Source organism: Bradyrhizobium sp. MV1.5 (assembly GCF_055807615.1).
The window spans coordinates 86,286-109,277 of sequence record NZ_JBVVPL010000016.1 but is presented as its reverse complement, the minus strand read 5'-3'; the positions used below and the strand labels follow the sequence as shown (position 1 = coordinate 109,277).

Sequence of the window (22,992 nt, the reverse complement as noted above, 5' to 3'; positions counted from 1 at the left end):
GGGGGGCGGCCCCCACTATAACACAAAATTTTGGGCGGCGCTGCCCGGGGGGTGGGGGGCGGGGTTGACGCCACATTCCTCCCCCGGTTGGGCGCCCCGCAAAACCCGGGGCCGTTATTCACCGCAAGGCAAGAACGTCCCGGATTTCGCTGCGCTCCATCCGGGCTACGAAGTGTCCCTACTCCCCGTCCCGCAAGCGCCGGTACAGCGCGCCCAAAATGTTGGAGTAATCGTCGGTCCAGACCCGCACCCTGTCGTCGGCTTCGGTCTGCTCCCATGCTTTCGACGATGCGAGCCTGCCGACGTCGGCATCCTCGCGGGCGGAGATGACGACGTCGGTCGAGAAGATGTAGTCGCCATCGCGCCCCGAATCCTCGTTGTAGACCCAGCTCTTGAGATCGTTGGCATCGGCGATGCCGACCACGACGGTTTCGAGATCGAGGTGGCGGTTGGAGACGTGCATCACCACGGCGCCGTGCGGAGCGAGCTTGTCCTTGTAGATCTTCATCGCCTCTTCGGTCGCAAGATGGATCGGGATCGCATCCGACGAATAGGCGTCGACGATGATGAGATCATAAGCGCCGTCCGGCTCCTTCGCGAAGGTGAGACGGGCATCTCCGATCACCGGCTTCAGGCCCGGCATGCAGCTCGAAATGTAGCGGAAATTCTTCGGATCGCTTGCCGCGTCGACCATGGACTGATCGATCTCGAAGAATGTCCAGCTCTCGCGGGGCTCGGCGGCGCAGGCGAGCGTGCCCGATCCGACGCCGATCGCTGCGACCTTCAACGGCGCGCCCTTGCGCTCGCGGATCGCGGTGACGGCCTGACCGATGCCGCCGTCCCTGTGATAGTAGGTGATCGGCTCGGGCCGGCCGGTGACCGGCGTGCCGTCATTGTTGAGGAAGCGCTCGGCGCCGTGGATCGTGGTGCCGTGCATCAGCACATGGAAATAGCCGCCGGGCGTCACCACGATCTTATGCACGCCGAAGAAGCTGCGCACCGTGGTGACGCGGCCTTCGTCTGCCGGATAAACCCGGATCAACGCCAGCGCCAGCGCGACGGTGGCGAATATCTTCCAGCGATCGGCGTTGACCGCCAGCGCCAGCAGCGCGGCGAGCACGCCGACACCGCCGGCCATCCAGACCCGGTGATCCTCGAACCAGGTCGACAGCCCGCCCGTCGTGATGGACGGCGCAACGAGGACGACGGCGAGCGCGGCAAGCGCCAGCCAGTACCATTTGACGATGCCCGCCAACCGCTCGTTCGCGGGCGGCCGGCACAGCGCGGCAAGCGCAACCAGGATCGGATATTCGGCGATCCAGGAGAATGTGAACGGCGCAACGAGCCCTGCGAACAGCCCACCGACCATGCCGCCGAACGACAGCGCGACATAGAATCCGGTGAGATATTTCGCGGCCGGCCGGGTCCGCGCCAATTCGCCGTGGCAGGCCATCGCGATGACGAAGAAGCACAATTGATGCCCGCCGAGCGTCAGCAGCAGGTTCTGCTCGCCGCCGAACGCCAGCAGGAAGACGACGCCCGCGATCGCGACCGGCTGGAGCATCAGCATCCATTTGTGCGGCAGCAGCGGCCGCGACTGGAACACCACCACCCAGGTCAAGAGGTACAGCGACAGCGGCAGCACCCACAGCAGGGGCGCGGCCGCAACGTCGGTCGAGATGTGCGCGGTGACGGCGATGAGCAGGCCCGACGGCACTCCGGCGAGGAATATCCAGCGCAGCCGCGTCATGAAACCGGGCGCCTGCGCATTCAAATCCTCGGTTCGCGCGTCGACCATGGCCAGTTTCGGCGAGCGCAACAGCAGCACGCCGCATGCGGCGATCAGGAGGATCAGAATGCCGTAACCGCCGGTCCAGAGCCGGTTCTGCGTGTGCAGCGTGAACATCGGCTCCAGCAGGAACGGATAGGACAGCAGGGCGAGGAAGCTGCCGATGTTGGAGGACGCATAGAGGAAATAGGGATCATGTCCGGCAGGATGCCCGGTGCGGACGAACCAGGCCTGCAGCAACGGATTGTTGGCGGCGAGCGCGAAGAACGGCAGCCCGATCGAGATCACGAACAGGCCGAGCAGCCAGATTGCGTAGCCCGAAGCGGGCGGATCGCCATAGGCGGAGGCGATGCCGAGCGGCAGCGTGGCGAAGGCCGCGATCAGCAGCAGGAGATGCACCACCACCGGAACGATGCGGTTCCTCACCTGCATCAACACATGCGCATAGGCGTAGCCCGCCAGCAGCAGCGACTGGAAGAACACCATCGCCACCGACCACACCGCCGGCGAGCCGCCGAGCCGCGGCAGGACCATCTTCGTGAACAGCGGCTGCACCGAGAACAACAACAGCGCGCTGACGAAGATCGCGGCGGTGTAGACCGTCAGCAGCAGCCGGTTGCGCGACGAGGACGGCTGCTCCGTGGCGGCGGGTTGCACGATCGAATCCATGGAAGCTCCGGCATAATCCCGGCGGACGCCGGGCGCGCGCAATGGAGCACAAGGCGCCTGAACGGGCAATAAAGGGTCTCGTGATGTTGCAGAGGGAAATGCTTGATATACAGATGTCATTCCGGGTCCGGTCGCTCGGACCATCCTGCAATGACCGTGGAACAGCTTGAATCCTTCATGAGCGAAACCGACGTCGTCATCATCGGCGCTGGCCATAACGGCCTCACCTGCGCGGCCTATCTCGCGATGGCCGGCTTGCGCGTGCGCGTGGTCGAGCGCCGCAAGGTGGTCGGCGGGGCCGCGGTCACGGAGGAATTTCATCCCGGCTTCCGCAATTCGGTCGCGGCCTACACCGTGAGCCTGCTCAACCCGCATGTGATCCGTGACTTGCAGCTGGCCGAACAGGGCCTGCGCATCGTCGAACGGCGCGCGCAGAATTTTTTGCCCGCGGCGGACGGCAGCTATCTCCTTACCGGCGAGGGGCGGACGCAGGCGTCCGTCGCACGGCTGAGCACGCATGACGCAAATGCGCTCGACGGGTTTTCGCGCGACCTGGAAGATATCGCCGACGTGCTCCGGCAATTCGTGCTGCGCGCGCCGCCAAACCTGCTCGATGGTTTCGGCACGGCCTCGATCCGCGAAGCCGTGAACGCATTCCAGAGCGCCAACATCCTGCGTGGGCTGTCGCTGGAGCAGAGCCGCAGCCTGCTCGATCTCTTCACCCGCTCGGCCGGCGAGATGCTGGACGAACGTTTCGAGCATGATCTGGTCAAGGCGCTGTTCGGCTTCGATGCCATCGTCGGCAATTATGCCAGCCCTTACGCTGCGGGCTCGGCCTATGTGATGCTGCATCACGCCTTCGGCGAGGTGAACGGAAAGAAGGGCGTCTGGGGTCACGCCATCGGCGGCATGGGCGCGATCACGCAAGCCATGGCGCGCGCCGCACGCGACCGCGGCGTCGTGATCGACACCGATGCGGGCGTGCGCGAGGTCATCGTCGAGCGCGACCGCGCGGTCGGCGTGGCGCTGGAGAACGGCACGACCATCCGCGCGAAATATGTCGCGGCCAACGTCAATCCGAAGCTGCTCTACACGCGGCTGGTCGCCGCCGATGCGCTGCCGGCCGACTTCCTCGCCCGCATCCGGCACTGGAAGAACGGCTCCGGCACCTTCCGCATGAACGTCGCGCTGGACCGCCTGCCCTCCTTCACGGCGCTGCCGGGCGACGGCGATCATCTCACCTCGGGCATCATCCTGGCCCCTGATCTCGGCTACATGGACCGCGCCTTTCTCGATGCCCGCGCGCACGGCTGGAGCCGGGCGCCCGTGGTGGAAATGCTGATCCCATCGACGCTCGACGACACGCTCGCGCCCGCAGGACACCATGTCGCGAGCCTGTTCTGCCAGCATGTCGCGCCGGAGCTTCCCGATGGAAAGTCGTGGGACGACCATCGCGACGAAGTCGCCGACCTCATGATCGCCACGGTGGACAAATACGCGCCGGGTTTTGCGACAAGCGTGCTCGGCCGCCAGATCCTGTCACCGCTCGATCTCGAACGGCAGTTCGGCCTGCTCGGCGGCGACATCTTCCACGGCGCGCTGACGCTGAACCAGCTGTTCTCGGCCCGGCCGATGCTGGGCCACGCCGATTATCGCGGGCCCGTGAAGGGCCTCTATCATTGCGGCTCCGGCGCCCACCCCGGCGGCGGCGTCACCGGCGCGCCCGGCCACAACGCCGCACAGGCGATCCTGAGGGATCACCGGTCGCTGTTCGGAAGCCGTGGATAAGCCTGTGGATGGGCTGTGGACAGACTGTTGGCAGAGCTGTGAAAGAGGGGTGGGTTGCGCCCGTCCAAGCCTGGTACAAGTTGGTGGAAAATCCGGGGATGAACGGCGGGATAATCCGTGGACAAAGTCCGGAAAAACCGCCGGATAGCCTGTGGGCATTCTGTGCAAGCCAATCCCCAAAAACGACTTCGCCCGCCAGGGGAATCCCCCGACGGGCGCGGCTCGGAAGCAGTCGTATGGAGAATTGGCCCCGCCGGGAAATGGAAGGCGGAAATTACTTCAAGGAGCTGCTAATCGAAGTGAACTTCTCGTTCATGGTGGTGCCCAGGCCGTTCACCACGGTGATGATTGCCAGCGCGATACCGGCTGCGATCAGGCCGTATTCGATTGCGGTTGCACCTGAATCGTCGGTCCAGAACTTCAAAATCATGCGCTTCAAGTTTCGCCTCCTATTCCATTTAGAGCTGTGTGGGTTGCCCAACACCCGCAAATCTACGTCCTACAACCTGCGGTCGGGTTAACCTCCGGAACGCAAGTTATGGGAAAAATTGGGAACAAAAGTTCCAAAAATTGAACCGGACGGAACCCTGAGAAATGCAACCCTCCACCCATCGCGCCAGTTTTTCGATCGGCAACGAGATCGCCGCCAGGCGCATTGTCGACGTCCTCACCGAACTGTTCTTCGAGGACGATGCGGCGGTCGCCGCCTTCGAGCAGCCGAACGGACTGTGGGACGTCGCGCTGCATTTCGCGAACGCGCCGGACCGGGCGTGGCTGCGCGAACTCGTTGCAACCTCAGCAGGAAATGAGATTGCGGACACGCTCGCCTTCGACACCGTCGAAGCCAGGGACTGGGTCAAGTCGAGCCTGGAAGATCTCGTCCCGGTGCCGGCCGGGCGCTTCGTCGTCCATGGCAGCCATGACCGCGACCGCGTGGCGCCAAACAAGCTCGCCATCGAGATCGAGGCGGCTCTCGCCTTCGGCACTGGCCATCACGGCACCACACGCGGCTGTTTACTTCTGCTTGACCATGTCCTGAAAAGCACCCGGCCCGGCCGCGTGCTCGACCTCGGCACCGGGACCGGCGTGCTGGGGATAGCGGCGGCGAAGGCGCTGCATCGCGCGGTGCTGGCCTCCGACGTCGACCCGGCCTCGGTCAAGGTGGCAGCCGAGAACGCCTTGTTGAACGAGGTCGGTCACCATGTGCGAGTGATCGGCGCCACCGGCTTCGCTGCGGCTGATTTCGGCAGATGCGGTCCGTTCGACCTGGTGCTGGCCAACATCCTTGCCAATCCGTTACGGCAATTGGCGGGCCCGATGACGCGCCACCTCGCCCCTGGCGGGCGCGTCATCCTATCCGGCCTGTTGACGCCCCAGGTCCCCGCCGTGATCGCCGCCTACCGCGCACGCGGCCTCGTGCCTCTGAAGCACTTGCGGATCGAGGGGTGGAGCAGCCTGTTGCTGCGGAAGATGGGGTGAGTACGGGTGCTGCCGTAGATGCCGCTACTTTGACGCCTTCTCGTCCCGGCGCATCGTGCGCTCGGCCTGCGAGGCGCGCCTCGCGCGGCGTTCGGCGAAACGGTCGATCATCTGGTTGATGAGGCCGCGCGGTTTCTTCGGTGTCGCCGCAGTCGGAGCGCGGCGCACCGGCGGCGTAATCTTCTCAAACGTGAACGCTGGCATCGAGTGTCCCCTCGTCGTTGAGATGAACAACTTGCTCGAATTTCCCTGTTATCCGGACGAAGCGCAACTGCCGCATCCTGTACTCCACTCAATTCGAATGGAACTTGTTCAAGCACAGTCCATGCCAGATGCGACCTCAAATGCGTCTACATTGCGGACTGATCCGCATGATCCTAAAGTGATCCACCATGTTCGAAGCGCACTTCCAGACATTCGAGGAGCCCGAGGCCGGCGTCGCATTGACGGCTCGGCTGGCCGCGCTCCGTGAAGAACTCGCCCGCCGCAAGCTGACCGGTTTCGTGATTCCACGCGCCGATCAGCAGCAGAATGAGTATGTGCCGCCGTCGGAAGAGCGTCTGGCCTGGCTGACCGGTTTTACGGGCTCGGCGGGTCTGGCGGTGGTGCTGACGCACGAGGCCGCGGTCTTCGTCGATGGCCGCTACACGATCCAGGCGGCCAAGCAGGTCGATTCAAGGGCCTGGGCCGTGGAGTCTCTGATCGATCCCCCGCCGGAAAGCTGGATGTCGGCACACCTGAAGGCCGGCGACCGCCTAGGATTTGATCCGTGGCTGCACACTTTTGCGGCAGCCGAGCGTTTGTCCGCCGCCTGCACCAAGGCCGGTGCCGAGCTGGTCGCCGTCGACAGCAATCCGGTCGATGCGATCTGGCAGGACCGGCCACAGCCGCCGATTGCGCCGGTCACGGTGCACGGGATGCAACATGCCGGCGTGACTGAAGCCGAGAAGCTGACGCAGATCAGGAGCGAGATCGGCAAGCTCGGCGTCGATGCGTTGGTGCTGTCCGACAGCCATGCCGTGGCCTGGACCTTCAACATCCGCGGCGCCGACGTCGCGCATACGCCGCTGCCGCTGTCCTATGCGCTGGTGCCGAAGGACGGCCGTCCCACCATCTTCATCGATCACCGCAAGCTCTCGAATCTGACCCGCGACCATCTCGAGCAGTCCGCCGACGTGCGCGAGCCCGATGCGATGGCGCCGACGCTGATGGCGCTCGCCAAGAGCGGTGGATCGATCGCGCTCGACAATGCGACCGCGGCCGACGCGCTTAGCCGGCTGATCACGGGCGCCGGCGGCAAGCCGGTGCGCGGCAGCGATCCGATCGCGCTGCTCAAGGCGGTCAAGAACCCGACCGAGATCAAGGGCACGCAAACGGCGCACCGGCGCGACGCCGTGGCGCTGGCGCGCTTCCTCGCCTTCATCGACCGCGAGGCGGCAAGCGGCAAGCTCACCGAGATCGATGCGGTCGAGGCGCTGGAGACATTCCGCCGCGACACCGGCGCGCTCAAGGATGTGTCGTTCCCGACCATATCGGGCACCGGCCCGAATGGCGCGATCGTGCACTACCGCGTCACCCGCAAGAGCAACCGACGGATCGTGCCCGGCGATCTGCTGCTGATCGATTCAGGTGCACAATACGAAGACGGCACCACCGACGTCACCCGCACCATGGCCGTGGGCGAGCCGACCGACGAGATGCGCGACCGCTTCACGCGCGTTCTGCGCGGCCACATCGCGATTGCGCGGGCGATCTTTCCCGACGGCGCCACTGGTGCGCAGCTCGACACGCTGGCACGGCAATATCTCTGGGCCGCCGGCGTCGATTTCGAGCATGGCACCGGCCACGGCGTCGGCAGCTATCTATCGGTGCACGAAGGACCGGCGCGGATCTCGAAGCTCGGCACCACGCCGCTGAAGCGCGGCATGATCCTGTCCAACGAGCCCGGCTACTACAAGACCGACGGTTTCGGCATCCGCATCGAGAACCTCGAACTGGTGGTCGCAGCCGACATCAAGGGCGCCGAGAAATCGATGAACGCGTTCGAGACGCTGACCCTGGCACCGATCGACCGCCGGCTGATCGATGTCGGCATGCTGGGCAAGGACGAGCTCGACTGGCTCAACGCCTACCATGCGCGCGTCCGGGCCGAGGTGCGGCCGGCGCTGGACGCGACGACCAAGACCTGGCTGGACCAGGCCACGGCAGAGTTGAAGGCGTAAACGCGTCGTCGCGAAGCCGCATGGCACCACGCGCTTTGTGCAAGGCTGCTTCTCCACGACAGCTGTCATGCTCCGCGAAAGCGGGGCATCCAGTACGCCGCGGCCTCTCGATTCAATCACTACTGCCTCTGGAATACTGGATTCCCCGCCTTCGCGGGGAATGACACCTGTTTTGGGGCATGCAAACGCGCCCAAATCATCATCATCGCGCCGCCACTATCACCCTCCCGGAATCCGTATAGCCGCATTCCGAAACGCCGATATCCGTCTTGCGCGAGAGCGCTACAGTCCGATTCGAATTTCTGCGAGACGGACACGCATGCACGGCATGATCAGCAAGCCGTCGGAAACGGCGAAGAACCTCGCGACCTCGCGCCTGGTGTTGCTGCTGCTCGTCGTCATGACCGGGATCGCGCCGATCTCGCTTTACATGCTGGTTCCGGCGCTGCCGGTGCTGGCGACGACATTTGGCAGCGACATCTCGGTCGCGCAGATGACGGTGTCGCTGTACATGGTCGGCATCGCGCTGTCGCAACTCATCATGGGTCCGCTGTCGGACCGTTTCGGGCGGCGGCCAGTGCTGCTCGGAGGGCTGGCGCTGATGGTGGTCGCCAGCGTCGCCTGCATCTTCGCGGAAACCCTGCCGCAGCTGATCGCCGCGCGCTTCTTCCAGGCGCTGGGCGGCGCCGCCGGCATGGTGGTGAGCCGCGCCATCATCCGCGACATCTACGAGCGCGATCGCGTCGCCTCGATGATCAGCCTCGTCGTCGCGGCGCTGATGATCGGGCAGATGGTCTCCCCGCTCACCGGCGGCCTGATCGAAACCGCGTTCGGCTGGCGCGCGATCTTCTACGCCATCACCGTCGCCGCGATCATTGTCGCCGTCGGCATCGCATTCGCGCTGCCCGAGACCCGCCGAGACCGCGCCGCCGGCAGCGGCTTTCGCGGCGATGTCGGCATCCTGATCCGCAACCGCGCCTTCGTCGGCTATGTGATGTGCCAGGTGCTGGCCTCGCAGATCATCTTCACCTTCGCAGGCGGCGGCCCCTATATCGTGGTGACGCAGATGGGCAGGACCAGCGCCGAATACGGCGCGTGGTTCGCGACGACGGGTTTTGCCTATCTCGTCGGCAATCTGCTCTGCGTGCGCTTCGCGCCCAGGCACTCGTTGGAGAAGTTGATCTGGTTCGGCCTCGCGCTGCAGCTTTGCGGCAGCCTGTTGAACCTGCTGTGGAGTTTCACTGGCTGGAACGAGGCACCCGCCTGGCTGTTCGGCACGCAGATGATCGTGATGGTCGGCAATGCTTTCGTGATGGCGAACTCGGCCGCCGGCGCGATCAGTATCCGTCCCGAGGCCGCCGGCACCGCATCAGGTGCGATGGGCTTCCTGCAGCAGGGCATCGGCGCGCTGATGTCGCAATTCGGCGCCTATCTCGGCGGCCATTCCGCGACCACGCTGCCGCTCACCGCCGCGGTGCTGGCGATCTCCCTGCTCTGCGCCTGCACGATGATCTTCGTCGTCCCCCGCCGCGAGATCATGGTCAGCGAGACGCTGATCGGGCAGGCGGAAGAGGAAGAGAGCGGGATGATGTGAGGGTTTAAGTCGTCATTCCGGGGCGCACGAAGTGCGAACCCGGAATCTCGAGATTCCGGGTTCGATGCTGCGCATCGCCCCGGAATGACGGAAGAAAACATCACTCCCCGATCAGCTGCAACCACTCGTCCTCGGTCAGCACCTTGACGCCATGCTTGTTGGCTTCCGCGAGCTTTGAACCCGCGCCGGGGCCGGCGACGACGAGGTCGGTTTTCTTGGACACCGATCCGGACACCTTTGCGCCTAGCCGCTCGGCGGTGGCCTTGGCCTCGTCGCGCGTCATCTTCTCCAGCGAGCCCGTGAACACCACGGTCTTGCCGGCGACTGCGGAGTTGCTCTTCGGCTTCTCGGCGTCGATGATCTCGACTTCCCTGGTGAGCCGCTCGACGATGCCGCGATTGTGGCTCTCGCCGAAATAATCGGCGATGCTCTTGATCACGGTCTCGCCGATCTGGTCGAGCGCATCCATCTCGGCCATCGCCTCCTCGTCGCCCTTGGCGACCTTGAGGCTGGCGTCGTGGAAGGCGTCCCAGGAGCCGTAGCCGCGCGCCAGCGCCAGCGCCGTGGTCTCGCCGATATGGCGCATGCCGAGCGCGTAGATAAAGCGCTCCAGTGCAATCTTGCGACGGCTCTCGATCGCGCCGAACAAATTGCGCACCGAAGTTGCGCCGTAGCCCTCGATGTCCTCGAGCTTGAGCTTCGAATTGCGCTTTTCCAGCGTGAAGATGTCGGCTGGCTCCTTCACAAAACCCTCGTCGAAGAAGTACTGGAGTTGCTTCTCGCCCAGGCCGTCGATGTCGAAGGCGCGCCGCGACACGAACAGCTTCAGGTGCTCGATCTTCTGGTAGGGGCAGGCGAACTCGCCGGTACAACGGGCGCGTGCTTCCTCTTCGCCAGCGGCCGTCTCTCCTCGCACGACGTCGGTATGCAGCGGGCACGGGCACTTCTTCGGAAACTGGAACTCCCTGGCAGACTTCGGCCGCTTGTCGAGAACGACGTCGACCACCTGCGGGATGACGTCGCCGGCGCGCTGGATCACGACGGTGTCGCCGATCCTGATGTCGCGGCCCTCGCGCAGCACCTCGCCCTTGTTGCCGATGCCCTTGATGTAGTCCTCGTTGTGCAGCGTGACGTTCTGCACGATCACGCCGCCGACGCCGACCGGTTCGAGCTTGCCGACCGGCGTGAACGAGCCGGTGCGGCCGACCTGGATCTCGATGTCGCGCAACACCGTCGTGGCGCGTTCGGCCGGGAATTTGTGGGCAATGCCCCAGCGCGGCGTGCGCGAGACGAAGCCGAGCCGTTCCTGCCAGTCGATGCGATCGACCTTGTAGACGACGCCGTCGATGTCGTAGTCGAGCTTTGCGCGCTGCTCCTCGATCGCGTGATGAAACGCCAGCAGCTCCTCGACGGAGTGACAGAGCCTGGTCAGCGGGTTGGTTTTGAAGCCGCAGCGCTCGAACCAACCGATCATGCCGCTCTGCGTGCCCTCCGGCATCGCGCTCATCTCACCCCAGGCATAAGCGAAGAAGCCGAGGGGGCGCGAGGCGGTGATGGTCGGATCCTTCTGCCGGAGCGAGCCCGCGGCCGAATTGCGCGGATTGGCGAAGATGGTGCTGCCTTCCGCCTTCTGCCGCTCGTTGAGCGCCAGGAACGCCTTCTTGGTCATGTAGACCTCGCCGCGCACCTCGCAGATGTCGGGGACGTTGCGGCCCTTCAGCTTCTGCGGCACGTCCTCGAGCGTGCGGATGTTGGCGGTGACGTCCTCGCCGACCGCGCCGTCGCCGCGCGTCGCGGCGGTGACGAGCTCACCGCCCTCGTAGCGCAGCGACATCGAGAGGCCGTCGATCTTCGGCTCGGCGGAAAAATCGATTCTGTCATCGTCGAGCTTCAGGAACCGCACGATCCGGCCGACGAAGTCGCGCAGATCCTCTTCCGCAAAGGCGTTGTCGAGCGACAGCATGGGGACGGCATGCCGCACCTTCTTGAAGCGGCCTGATGGTGCAGCACCAACTTTCTGCGACGGCGAGTCCGCGCTGACGAATTCCGGGAAGCGTTTCTCGATCGCGTTGAAGCGCTGGCGCAGCGCGTCATACTCGGCGTCGGTGACGGTGGGCGCGTCGTCCTGGTAGTAGCGCTCGTTGTGCCCCTCGATCTCGAGCGCGAGCCGCATGTGCTCGACCTTGGCCTGCGCCTTGGTGAGGCCGGCAACGTCGCGAAGCGGTGTTGATTTCGATTTTGCTGCTCTTGTCATTATACTTATGGTTGTGCCTCGTCGTTCCGGGATGGTCCGAAGGACCAGACCCGGAACCTCGAGATTCCAGGCTCGCTCTTCGTACACTCCGGAATGACAGTTGAGAAAGGCTCGGGAGTCATGGCGTATTACGTCTATATCCTAGCAAGCCGGCGCGACGGAGCAATCTATGTGGGCGTCACCAACGACCTCATACGGCGCGTCTATGAGCATCAAATCAAAGCCATTCCGGGCTTCACGGCGAAATACAACATCACGCGGCTGGTTTGGTTCGAGACTTATGATGACCCAGTCTCGGCGATAACGCGCGAAAAAGAGTGAAGAAGTGGAAGCGCGCATGGAAGATTCAACTGATCGAGAAAGACAATCCGAATTGGGATGATCGTTACGAGTCGATCTGCAATTGAAAGAGTCATTTCGGGATGGTCCGAAGGACCAGACCCGGAATCTCGAGATTCCGGGTTCGCACTTCGTGCGCCCCGGAATGACAGTGGCAATCAAGCCGTCGCCGCCTTGAGCAGCCGGTCCGCGGCAGCCCTCGCCTCGGCGGTGATCTCGGCGCCGGCGAGCATCCGCGCGATCTCCTCGCGGCGGTGGTCGGCGGCAAGCGCATTGACCCGGGTGGCGACGCGCTTGCCCTTGTCCAGTGCGTCCTTGGAGATCAGCAGATGCTGGTCGGCACGGGCGGCGACCTGCGGGGCGTGGGTGACGGCCATCACCTGGACCTTGCCGGCGAGCCGCGCCAGCCGTCCGCCGATCGCGTCCGCGACCGCGCCGCCGACGCCGGTGTCGATCTCGTCGAACACCAAGGTCGGCGCCGAGCCGCGGTCGGACAGCACGACCTTCAGCGCCAGCAGGAAACGCGACAGCTCGCCGCCGGAGGCGACCTTCATCATCGGCCCTGGCTTGGTGCCCGGGTTTGTCTGCACCCAGAACTCGACGCGATCGAACCCTTGCGGCCCCGGAGCTGCCTCATCGGTCTGGACCTGGGTCATGAACTTGGCGCGTTCGAGCTTGAGCGGCGCGAGCTCGGCATTGACCGCCTTGTTGAGCTTCTCCGCCGATTTCTGCCGCGCCATCGACAGCTTCTTGGCCGCCGCCGCGTAGCGCCCGTCGGCTTCGATCGCGGCCTGCTCCAGCTTCTTCAGCCGTGAGGCGCCGGCATCGATCAGAACCACATCGGCGGCATATCTGGCGGCAAGCGCGGCGAGCCCGTCGACCGGCGTGGAATATTTGCGCGAGGCGGCGCGAAGTGCGAACAGCCGCTCCTCGATGCGTTCGAGCTCCGAGGGATCGAAATCGGTCGCGGCAAGCGCCGCCTGCAGATGCTGGTCGGCTTCCTCCAGCGCGTTGATGGCGATGTCGATCGCCCTCACCGCGGGCTCGACCAGCGCCGGCGCGTTGACGCCGCGGCGCTCCAGCCGCCGCACGGCCGCCGAGAGCGAGGCGACCGGCGAATGGTGCCCGCCGACCGCCTCCTGCGCCTCGCGCAGGTCGGAGGCGATCTTCTCGCCCTGCATCATCGTGGTCCGACGGGAGGCCAGCGAGGTCTCCTCGCCGTCCCTGGGCGCGAGCTGCTTCAATTCGTCCGAGGCGTGGCGGAGGTAGTCGGCTTCGCGCGCGGCGCGCTCCATGCCGGCGCGATGCTCCTCCAGCGCATTGTTGGCGGTGCGGCGGGCGTCCCAGAGCGCCTCGACCGCCGAGACGTCCTTTTCGAGACCGGCGAAGGCGTCGAGCAGGCGGCGGTGGGTGGCGGCATCGACAAGGGCGCGCTCGTCGTGCTGGCCGTGGATCTCGACCAGGGCGGCCCCGACCGCCTTCAGCGTCTGCACGCTGATCGCCTGGTCGTTGATGAAGGCGCGGGTGCGGCCGTCGGCGAGCTGGACCCGGCGGAGAATCATCTCGCCGGTATCCTCCAGCCCGTTCTCCGCGAGGATCTTGGCCGCGGGATGGTTTTTTGGGATATCGAATACGGCAGTGACCTGCCCCTGCTCCGCCCCATGCCGCACGAGGCCGGCATCGCCGCGGCCGCCGAGCGCCAACGCAAAGGCATCGAGCAGGATGGATTTGCCCGCACCGGTCTCGCCGGTCAAAACCGCGAGGCCCGGTGCAAATTCGATATCGAGCCGTTCGATCAGGACGATGTCACGGATCGACAGACGCGCCAGCATGGAATTCTATTTCCTAGCCGAGACCCATTTTCTTGAAGGTCTTGCTAATCCAGGACCCCTGATTCTCGCTCGGTTCGAGACCGCCTGATTTTACAAGATTATAGGCGTCCTTGTACCAGCGACTGTCAGGAAAATTGTGCCCGAGCACGGCGGCAGCCGTCTGGGCCTCGCCGACGATGCCGATCGCCATATAGGCCTCGGTCAGGCGGTACAGCGCCTCCTCGACATGGCGGGTGGTCTGGTACTGCGTCACCACGGCCTTGTAACGGTTGATCGCCGCCGTGTAGTCGCGCTTCTGCGCGTAGTAGCGGCCGACGTTCATTTCCTTGCCGGCGAGCTGGTCGCGCGCACCTTCGATCTTGGCCTTGGCCGAGGTCGCATATTCGGAGGTCGGATATTTGCGCACCACCTCTTCCAGCGAGGCGATCGCCTTCTCGGTGCGGGTCTGGTCGCGGCTGATGTCCGGAATCTGGTCGTAATGCGAGGCGGCAATCAGATATTGCGCGTAGGCCGCATCCGGGCTGCCGGGATGCAGCGTGACGTAGCGGGTGGCCGCGCCGATGCAGCTGTCGTAGTCGCCGCCCTGGTAGGACGCGTAGGCCGACATCAGCAACGATTTGCGGGCCCAGTCGGAATATGGATGCTGGCGGTCGACCTCTTCGAACTTCTTGTTCGCCGCCTTCATGTCCTTCTTCTCGTTCATGAGGTACAGGCCCTCATTGTAGATCTTGTCGGCGGGCTCCTCGACGAAGGTGTCGTCCTTGGCAATGAACTTGTCCCAAAGCGCGCCGGTGCCGCAGCCGGCCAGCGGCAGCGCGAGCAAGAAGAGGGCGACAACCTGAAGCAACCCACGGGCTCGAGACGAGACCTCTCGAGACCAGGCCTGAAGATATCCGCGCGTCATACGCTGTGCCGACATGAGTATTGCCCTGACGCCCTGTGATGCGGTATCCGCCAGCCCATGAACCCCGTCCTGGGCGCGAAATATAGCCGTGGTGCGTGCCATGCAGCCACGCCGGTGTAACCGAAAAACGATCTTCAACCAACCGGATAGGCAGGCATTCCGCCCGGATTAAGGCGAACGCGCCGCAATCCTAGCCGATCATCGTTACCAGGAGTTTCCCGGGGAAAGCCGCCGCCAAACGACCATGGCAACGGGTCTCTTCAGGACCTGTTTCTCTTTTAGGAAACGTCCGGCCCGTAGACCGCGGCGATCCGGCCACCGACGATGCCACGACCAGTTTCGACCACCGGACGCGTGGTGCGGCGGGCTGCCTCGCCCTCGACCACCCGCCAGGCGGTGCGGTCGGCGAGCAGCGCGGTCAGGACCGCGTGGTTCAGCTTGTGGCCACCACGTACCGAGCGGTAGGCGCCGAGCAGCGGCAGACCGGCCAGCGCGAGGTCGCCAATCACGTCCAGCACCTTGTGGCGGGCGCATTCGTCGGCGTAGCGCAGGCCTTCGGTGTTGAGCAGCCGCTCCTCGTCGAACACGACAGTGTTGTCGAACGAGGCGCCGAGCGCATAGCCGGCACTCCAGAGCCGCGCGACGTCGCACATCAGGCCGAAAGTCCGGGCCCGGCCGACTTCGCGGCGGAAACGCTCCGGGTTCAGGTCGAAGGCGTAGCTCTGCTGGCCGATGACAGGATTGGTAAAGTCGATCTCGACCTCGGCGCGGAACCCGTCGGCATAGGGCCTGATCTCACCGAAGGAGTCGCCGATCTTGACCGAGATCGGCTTCAAAACCTGGATGAAGCGGCGCTGTGCCGGCTGGGTCACGATGCCGGCCTGGTCGATCGCCGCAACGAAGGCTGCCGCGCTGCCGTCCATGATCGGCACTTCCGGCCCGTCGATCTCGATGATGGCGTTGTCGACGCCCATGCCCCGCAGTGCAGCAAGCACATGCTCGGCGGTGGAAACCAGCGGACCGTCGCGATCACCGAGGACGGTGGCGAAATCGGTCGCGATCACCTGCTCGGCGGTGGCCTGGACTTCGCGGTCGCTTCCCTCGAGCCCGGTGCGGACAAAAACAAAGCCCGCGTCGACAGGCGCAGGCCCAAGCGTGAGCGTGACGGGAAGACCGGAATGAACGCCGACGCCTGCCACACTGGCTTGCGCACGAAGCGTTGTTTGCCGGCTAAATTTCATCAGGAACCGCCCCACTACGACCATCGCGACTTATACTGAACCGACTGAGCGGCCTGGACCGCTCGTTCCGAATCCGTATCCCCAAGTCACGGCAAACCATAGTCACTGCCTCAAACAGCGCCAACTCACGCTTTTTTACCGATTGTTACCCCAAACCCGCCGTATTCGCGCCAAGGCTTAACCAAATTGGACCGGAGTTCGGAGCCGTTTTCAGCAGTTTTACTGAACCATCGAATACGTAATTAATGATTTAAAATCAGTTGCTTGGCTACGCAATCCGGACACGCACGGGGCAAAAGAAAAGGTCCCGGCAAGCTTCCCGCCGGGACCTTTTTTCGCCTGCCTTATTGTAACAATCCTCAGGTCGCCTGCCGCCGCAGGAACGCCGGGATATCAAGATGGTCGTCTCCCTGTGGCGCCGGGGCAACAGGCGCGGGACGACCGTGCATGTCCAGACCCTGCGGCGCGGGACGACGGGCATACTCCGACACCGGCTCGGCGGAAGCGATTTGCTGCGCCACGGTCTTCTGGGGGCGGCGATCGGGCAGCGGCGGCATCGCGGGACCGGCGGTGCGGGCCGCGATCGGCGCCTCGCTCTCCTCGTCACGACGGCCGAGGCCGACATTGGCGAGGCGCTGCAGCAGCGACAGCCGGGTCTTCTGCGGGGTCTCCTCCTCGACCTCGCCGCGGGCCTGGCGAAGCTCGGCCTGGGCGGGCATCGGAAGTTCCTCGATCCGCGGCATCCGCGGTGTGCGGACCGGCGCACGCTCGGCCTGCGGCGGGATGAAGGTTTCCGGCGTCATCGGCTCATGCATGGCCATCGGCGCCTGCTCGGGCTCGGGGAACAGCGTGGGCTTTTGCGCGATCGGGCGCACGGTGACGTCGCCATAGGTCTGCATCGGCGCGGGAGCCTGCGGGACGTCCGCAACGGCGGCGGCGATGGCGGCAAGCGCAGCGCGCTCGACGTTCGGACGCGGAGCCGTGGGAGCGGCGGCAAACTGGCCCGTTCCTGCGGCCGGGGTCTGCGCTTCGAACTTCTGGGCGCGCTCGGCCATGCGCTGATTGTCGGCGCGCAGCCGTGCGGTCAAATCGGCAAGACGGCTCTCGGCAGCCGCGGCCGGAGCGGCGGGAGCCTGCTGCGCCTGCGGAGCAGGATTCGCCACGGGAGCGCTGGTGGCCTGGCTGTTGCGCGCGATCGCGGCCTGCTCGATGCCGGTGGCGACGACCGAGACGCGGATCAGGCCGTCGAGGGCCTCGTCGAAGGTGGCGCCGACGATGATATTGGCGTCCTGGTCGACTTCCTCGCGGATGCGGGTCGCAGCTTCGTCGACCTCGAACAAAGTGAGATCCTTGCCGCCGGTGATGGAGATCAGGAGGCCCTTGGCGCCCTTCATCGAGCTATCGTCGATCAGCGGGTTGGCGATCGCGGCTTCGGCGGCGGTCAGCGCGCGCTTGTCGCCGGAGGCTTCGCCCGTGCCCATCATCGCCTTGCCCATCTCGCGCATGACGGCGCGAACGTCGGCGAAGTCGAGATTGATCAGGCCTTCCTTGACCATCAGGTCGGTGATGCAGGCAACGCCCGAATAGAGCACCTGGTCGGCCATCGCGAAGGCGTCGGCGAAGGTGGTCTTCTCGTTGGCGACCCGGAACAGGTTCTGGTTCGGGATGATCAGCAGCGTATCGACGACCTTGTGCAGCTCGTTGATGCCCGCTTCCGCGGTGCGCATGCGGCGGCCGCCCTCGAAGTGGAACGGCTTGGTCACGACGCCGACGGTGAGGATGCCCATCTCGCGCGCGATCTTGGCGATCACGGGAGCTGCACCGGTACCGGTGCCGCCGCCCATGCCGGCGGTGACGAACACCATGTTGGCGCCCGAGAGATGGTCGCGGAGCTCGTCCATGACTTCTTCGGCCGCGGCCGCGCCGACCACCGGCTGCGAACCTGCGCCCAACCCTTGCGTGGCGGCCGTGCCCATCTGCACGATGCGCTGCGCCTTCGACATCGTCAGCGCCTGAGCGTCGGTGTTGGCGACCACGAAATCGACGCCCTGGAGGCCCGCCGTGATCATGTTGTTGACGGCGTTACCACCGGCTCCGCCGACGCCGAACACGGTGATGCGGGGCTTCAGTTCGTGAATATCAGGAACATTGATGCTGATGGTCATGTTTGCCTCTCGATCACGCGCGCGTGGGTTCGCCCCGGCCGGCGGCCGCGGGAGTTGGTGAAAATCGAATATTGCGGGAAGGAGTCATCAGAAGCCCTCGCGTAGCCATCGTCCGACCTTTCCGAAATACCCGCCGGTCCCCGTCCTGACCTGCTGCCGCGTATGCCGCGGTTCGACATGTTCGTGGTGAACATATTGCGGGTAGACGAGCAGTCCGGCCGGCACCGCGAAGGCGGCGTTCTTCGCCTCGTTGGGCAGCCGGCCGAAACCGAGCGGACGTCCGACCCGCACGGGCCGGCCGAGAATCTGCGTTCCGAGCTCGACGAGACCGGTGAGCTGTGAAGCCCCACCCGAGAGCACGACGCGGCCGTTGGGCTCCGAGGCGAAGGGCGAATCCTTCAGCTTGTCCCGAACCATTTCGAAGACTTCCTCGGCACGATGCTTGACGATGTTGGCGATGGTAGCGCGGGAGACGATCTGCGGCAGATCCTGCTCGTCACCGGCTGTCGGTACAGACATCAGCTCACGCGAGTCCGATCCGCCGGTGATGACGGTCCCGTATAACGTCTTGATTCGCTCGGCATCGGCAATGGTCGCGGAGAGTCCGCGCGCCAAATCCATCGTGATGTGTTGCCCGCCGACCGCAAAACCCGCGGCATGAACGAAGCGGCCGCCGGAAAAGACCGCGATCGTGGTGGTGCCTGCGCCCATCTCGACGACGGCAGCGCCGAGATCGGCTTCGTCGTCGGTCAGCACGGACAGGCCTGCCACATAGGGGCTCGCCGCCATGGCTTCGACGTTGATGTGGCAGCGTTCGACCGCCAGCATCAGATTCCGCGCCACGGTGGCGTCGCAGGTGACGACGTTCATGTCGATGCCGAACTGATGCGCAACCATGCCGCGGGGGTCGCGGATGCCTTTGACGCCGTCGAGCGTGTAGCCGACCGGCAGCGCGTGCAGCACGGTGCGGCCTTCGCCGGTGGCGTGGCGCATGCCGGTAGAGGTGACGCGGCTGACATCGGCCGGCGTCACGGCGCCGCCGCGGATGTCGGCCGCAGCTTCGACCAGCTGACCGGAGAGCCGGCCACCGGAGACCGACAGCAGCACGGACTCGACCCGCACCTTGGCCATTTTCTCCGCGAGCCCGACGGCCTGTCGCACCGCCTGCTCGCATTCGCCGAGATCGATCACGGCGCCGGCCTTCATGCCGCGCGACTGGATCTGGCTGTAGCCGATCAGCTCCACCGCATGGGTCCGGTCGCGCAGGGCTTCGCTCGGCGCCGACGGCTTCAGCCGCGCGATCATGCAGGCGATCTTGCTGGTGCCGATGTCGAGGCAGGCGACGAGGCCGCCGCGCTTGTGCGGCATCGGGCGTGTCTTCGGTGTCTGGGTGCGATCAAGACCGGTCATGCAGCGTCCCCGGCCTTTTTCTTCTTCTTGTCCTTGAACAAATCGTCGCGCGCCTTGGCGGCATCCTCGGACAGCTGCACCACCAGCCGATCGGGCAGGCGCAGGTCGACCGCGACGATGTCGCGGGAGAACAGCCTGTCCTCCTTGTCGAGCCTGGACAGCATCGCAAGCGCGTTGCCGACGTCCTGTTCGGGCAGCCGGATGTCGAGGCCGTCCTTGAGCCTCAGGTTCCAGCGCCGCTCGCCGACGAAGATCGCGGCCTTGGTGATGGAATTGACCTGCGGATAGCGCGCCAGCAAAGCGAGGAAGTCGCGGGCCTGCGTCTCGGCGCCCTTGCCGACCACGAGCGGCAGCGACAGGAAGCGGCGCGAGACGTAGGGTTCGAGCACGGCGCCGTCATCGGAGATGACGGAGAGCCGGCCGGCCTCCTGCCACAGCGCGAACGCCTTGCGCTCGGTGAGCTCGATCATGAGCTGACCCGGATACAGCTTCAGCACGGTCGCATCCGCGATCCAGGGATTGGCCTTGAGCTTGTCGCGCACGGCGTCGGCGTCGAGGAACAGCAGCGAGGATCGGCCGCTGACGCCGCCGATCGCGAGGATCTCGTCCTGGCTGAGCTGCTTGCGGCCGTTGATCACGACGGAGGTGATGCGGAAGCCGGCGGAATTGGCCAGCGCGTTACGGGTGTCGTTGACCGCCGTGATGAAATCCTGGAGATGGCCGCCCTTGACGATACCGAAGCCGCAGCTTCCGATCAGGAGCAGCACCGTCATGCTGATCCCGACCCGGCGCGGCAGATAGCGCTCGACAAGCGCAACCAGCCGCGGCGGCGGCTCGCGCTCGATAACGGCTTTGGCCCTGATCTTTTCCTTGGCGGCAGCACGCGCGCCGTGAACTCTTTCCTGGCGCTTGTCCTGCACCCACTCGCGCAGAAGCACGACCGCTCCGATAGCGGCCGCCTTCAGGTCAGCTTGGGGCCTCAGCGATCTGAAAAGCGACCGAGTGAGGCTTCCTGCTCCATCCATTGCACGAGCTCGTCAACAGTTTGCCCGCGACATCGCGCGGGTCCTGCGAACATGACGTCTCCGACTTACCGGGCCGGGTGCTGGTCTTCAGCAGAGAAAACCTCTCCCCTTCAGAGCGTTCGCTAGGGGTGACAACACCCGCAACGGTCCACGCGCCGGCAGCCAAAGCGTCATATGCGCCGCCAGCGTTAACCTTCGGACGTCCTGGTAAACAAAAGGTAAAGTTCGTTAACGACGTGAGCTTTTTGCCCAGGCCTGTGAGGCATTTATGCCGCAATATCCGGCATTTTACCGGTTTTGGGTTCCAAAACCGTCCGTTTCGCCAGTTCGGCCGTTAACCAGTCCTAATTATTTTCGCACACCGGCCACAGCGAGCTCGACTAGGCCGCGCAGGAAGTCGACGAACGCGATGCCGTCGGCCTTCAGCGCCTTGGGGTAGAGCGAGGACTTGGTCAGGCCGGGCAGCGTGTTGGTTTCGAGATAGACCAGCCCCTTGTCCGAGACGATGAAGTCCGAACGGGAATAGCCGGTACAGGACATCGCCCGGTGCGCCAGCATCGCCTGCTGCTTCAGCGCGGCGGTGATTTCGGGCGCGAAGCGGCCGGGGCAGATCTCCTGGGTCGACTTCAAGAGGTACTTCGCCGCGTAGTCGAAACTGCCCTCGCCGGGAATGATCTCGATCGGGGGCAGCGAGATGATCGAGCCATCCGGGCGCTCCAGCACGCCGCAGGTCGCCTCGACGCCGGCGATGTAGGGCTCGATCACGTACTCTTCGTGCTTGGCGGCATTGCGGACGGCGACGAGATCCTGCCTGGCGTTGACGAAGATCAGGCCGTAGCTCGAGCCATCCCTGGCAGGCTTTGCGATCAGTCGGCCGTATTCGGCGAAGGCCTCGTCGATCTGGTCCAGCGCAACGTTCGCCGGCGGCGACACGCCGCCGAGCGCAGCGAAATGCTTGGCCGCGATCTTGTCGAACGCGAGATGCGAGGAGGCCGAGCCCGATCCGGTGAAAGGCACGCCGCGCGCCTCGCACATCACTTGCAATTCGCCGTTCTCGGCACGCCCGCCATGCAGGCCGAGCACCAGCACGCGGTTCTCCGCGCTGGCCTGGTCGAGCGCCTGCGCCAACGGAATGCCCGACGTGCCCGGCTTGAACTCGTCTTCGAAGGGGCGGGCATGTTCGAGCAGCTGTCTGGACTGCACGACATGCACCTTGTCCTCGACATCCCACCACCAGAGATCGGCCTCGGGTAGCGCCTGATGCAGTGCCTGAGCTGAGGCGACGGAAACCAGACGTTCGCGGTTGGAGCCGCCGAAGAGGATGGTAATGCGCATGTTTTCTCGTCGCTTGTCCAAATTAGCCGGGAATTCCGATCCGCTTGATTTCCCAGTGTAGCTCAATTCCGGAATTTGCCTTCACCCGTTCACGGACGGTCTCGCCCAGCGTCTCGATGTCGTGCGCGGTGGCATTGCCCGTGTTGATCAGGAAATTGCAGTGCATCTCGGAGACCTCGGCGCCGCCGACGCGCAAACCGCGGCAGCCGGCGGCATCGACCAGCTTCCAGGCGGAATGGCCGGGCGGATTCTTGAAGGTCGAGCCGCCGGTCTTTTCGCGGATCGGCTGCGCGGTCTCGCGATGGGTCTGCACTTCCGCCATGCGCGCGCGGATCGCGTCGGCATCCCTGATCTCGCCGCGGAAGCGCGCGGAGGTGAAGATGATGGAGGGATCGACGCCGCTGTTGCGGTAGACGAACTTCATGTCGGCGTTGGAGAAGATGTGCTTCGTGCCGTCGCGCCCGACGCCTCGCGCCTCGATCAACACGTCCCGGGTCTCGCCGCCATTCGCGCCCGCATTCATGCGCAGCGCGCCGCCGATCGTGCCGGGAATGCCGAAATAGAATTCGAGCCCGCCGATATTGGCCGACGCGGCGACTTCCGCCACGCGCTTATCGAGCGCGGCCGCGCCCGCGGTGACCACGTCGCCGCTCGCGCGCGCCTCGCCGAACGCGCGCGGCGCCAGACGGACCACCACGCCGGCAATGCCGCCGTCGCGTACGATCAGGTTGGAGCCGACGCCAACGACATAGACGGGAATGTCGCCTGCGAGATGCGCGAGGAAGTAGGCGAGATCGTCCTCGTCCGCCGGCGTGAACAGCACCTGCGCGGGACCACCGACGCGAAACCAGGTGAGCTCGGCGAGCGACTGGTTCGCCAGCAGCCGGCCACGAAGATCGGGCATCGCGGCTTTGAGGTCGGGTGTGATGTCGGGGAAGCCCACTGC

16 protein-coding genes and 1 pseudogene are annotated in these 22,992 nt (G+C 65.0%); 5 read left to right on the top strand and 12 right to left on the bottom strand.

What is annotated here, in order from left to right; genetic code table 11:
* Window positions 1-178: 178 nt before the first annotated feature.
* Window positions 179-2,458, bottom strand: coding sequence for a spermidine synthase (locus tag AC0L2J_RS17490; RefSeq protein ID WP_473392441.1), 2,280 nt, complete (start codon window positions 2,456-2,458; stop codon window positions 179-181).
* A 150-nt stretch (window positions 2,459-2,608) separates the two neighbouring features.
* Between AC0L2J_RS17490 and AC0L2J_RS17485 the strand changes: the two genes are divergently transcribed.
* Window positions 2,609-4,246: a phytoene desaturase family protein gene (locus AC0L2J_RS17485; protein WP_473392437.1), complete on the top strand. Its 1,638-nt coding sequence runs from the start codon at window positions 2,609-2,611 to the stop codon at window positions 4,244-4,246.
* Between the two features lie 274 nt (window positions 4,247-4,520).
* Here AC0L2J_RS17485 and AC0L2J_RS17480 read toward each other — a convergent pair whose 3' ends face one another.
* Window positions 4,521-4,676: a Flp family type IVb pilin gene (locus AC0L2J_RS17480; RefSeq protein ID WP_085349137.1), complete on the bottom strand. Its 156-nt coding sequence runs from the start codon at window positions 4,674-4,676 to the stop codon at window positions 4,521-4,523.
* A gap of 164 nt (window positions 4,677-4,840) precedes the next feature.
* Between AC0L2J_RS17480 and AC0L2J_RS17475 the strand changes: the two genes are divergently transcribed.
* Window positions 4,841-5,725 (top strand): 50S ribosomal protein L11 methyltransferase, encoded by an 885-nt coding sequence (locus tag AC0L2J_RS17475; RefSeq protein ID WP_473392433.1) that lies wholly within the window; start codon window positions 4,841-4,843, stop codon window positions 5,723-5,725.
* A gap of 24 nt (window positions 5,726-5,749) precedes the next feature.
* On the opposite strand, the gene AC0L2J_RS17470 is transcribed toward AC0L2J_RS17475, so the two are convergent.
* A complete protein-coding gene (locus tag AC0L2J_RS17470; protein ID WP_473250447.1) occupies window positions 5,750-5,929 on the bottom strand; it encodes a hypothetical protein in 180 nt (59 codons plus the stop codon).
* Window positions 5,930-6,117: 188 nt separating this feature from the next.
* Here AC0L2J_RS17470 and AC0L2J_RS17465 point away from each other — a divergent pair, with 188 nt between their 5' ends.
* Window positions 6,118-7,947, top strand: a complete 1,830-nt coding sequence (locus AC0L2J_RS17465; protein ID WP_473392429.1) for an aminopeptidase P family protein — start codon at window positions 6,118-6,120, stop codon at window positions 7,945-7,947.
* A gap of 319 nt (window positions 7,948-8,266) precedes the next feature.
* Window positions 8,267-9,541, top strand: coding sequence for a multidrug effflux MFS transporter (locus tag AC0L2J_RS17460; protein ID WP_473392424.1), 1,275 nt, complete (start codon window positions 8,267-8,269; stop codon window positions 9,539-9,541).
* A gap of 100 nt (window positions 9,542-9,641) precedes the next feature.
* Here the strand turns inward: AC0L2J_RS17460 and ligA are convergent, their stop codons facing one another.
* A complete protein-coding gene (ligA, locus tag AC0L2J_RS17455; RefSeq protein WP_473392422.1) occupies window positions 9,642-11,795 on the bottom strand; it encodes an NAD-dependent DNA ligase LigA in 2,154 nt (717 codons plus the stop codon).
* Window positions 11,796-11,915: 120 nt separating this feature from the next.
* On the opposite strand from ligA, the pseudogene AC0L2J_RS17450 reads away from it, so the two are divergent.
* Window positions 11,916-12,202 (top strand): annotated as a pseudogene (locus AC0L2J_RS17450) (GIY-YIG nuclease family protein).
* A 90-nt stretch (window positions 12,203-12,292) separates the two neighbouring features.
* Here the strand turns inward: AC0L2J_RS17450 and recN are convergent.
* From recN to murB, 8 genes are all read right to left on the bottom strand, one after another.
* Entirely contained in the window at window positions 12,293-13,966 is a 1,674-nt protein-coding gene (gene recN / locus AC0L2J_RS17445; protein ID WP_473392418.1) for a DNA repair protein RecN, read from the bottom strand.
* Window positions 13,967-13,979: 13 nt separating this feature from the next.
* On the bottom strand, window positions 13,980-14,885 hold the full coding sequence (locus AC0L2J_RS17440; RefSeq protein WP_063995232.1) for an outer membrane protein assembly factor BamD: 906 nt from the start codon (window positions 14,883-14,885) through the stop codon (window positions 13,980-13,982).
* A 263-nt stretch (window positions 14,886-15,148) separates the two neighbouring features.
* Window positions 15,149-16,111: a UDP-3-O-acyl-N-acetylglucosamine deacetylase gene (gene lpxC / locus AC0L2J_RS17435; protein ID WP_473392415.1), complete on the bottom strand. Its 963-nt coding sequence runs from the start codon at window positions 16,109-16,111 to the stop codon at window positions 15,149-15,151.
* Window positions 16,112-16,470: 359 nt separating this feature from the next.
* On the bottom strand, window positions 16,471-18,276 hold the full coding sequence (gene ftsZ / locus AC0L2J_RS17430) for a cell division protein FtsZ (RefSeq protein WP_007600865.1): 1,806 nt from the start codon (window positions 18,274-18,276) through the stop codon (window positions 16,471-16,473).
* A gap of 87 nt (window positions 18,277-18,363) precedes the next feature.
* A complete protein-coding gene (gene ftsA / locus AC0L2J_RS17425) occupies window positions 18,364-19,686 on the bottom strand; it encodes a cell division protein FtsA (RefSeq protein ID WP_007613530.1) in 1,323 nt (440 codons plus the stop codon).
* On the bottom strand, window positions 19,683-20,711 hold the full coding sequence (locus AC0L2J_RS17420) for a cell division protein FtsQ/DivIB (RefSeq protein ID WP_063995229.1): 1,029 nt from the start codon (window positions 20,709-20,711) through the stop codon (window positions 19,683-19,685). The genes ftsA and AC0L2J_RS17420 overlap by 4 nt, the downstream gene beginning before the upstream one ends.
* A 348-nt stretch (window positions 20,712-21,059) precedes the next feature.
* A complete protein-coding gene (locus tag AC0L2J_RS17415) occupies window positions 21,060-22,046 on the bottom strand; it encodes a D-alanine--D-alanine ligase family protein (RefSeq protein ID WP_473392409.1) in 987 nt (328 codons plus the stop codon).
* Window positions 22,047-22,068: 22 nt separating this feature from the next.
* On the bottom strand, window positions 22,069-22,989 hold the full coding sequence (gene murB, locus AC0L2J_RS17410; RefSeq protein WP_473392405.1) for a UDP-N-acetylmuramate dehydrogenase: 921 nt from the start codon (window positions 22,987-22,989) through the stop codon (window positions 22,069-22,071).
* Window positions 22,990-22,992: the final 3 nt, after the last annotated feature.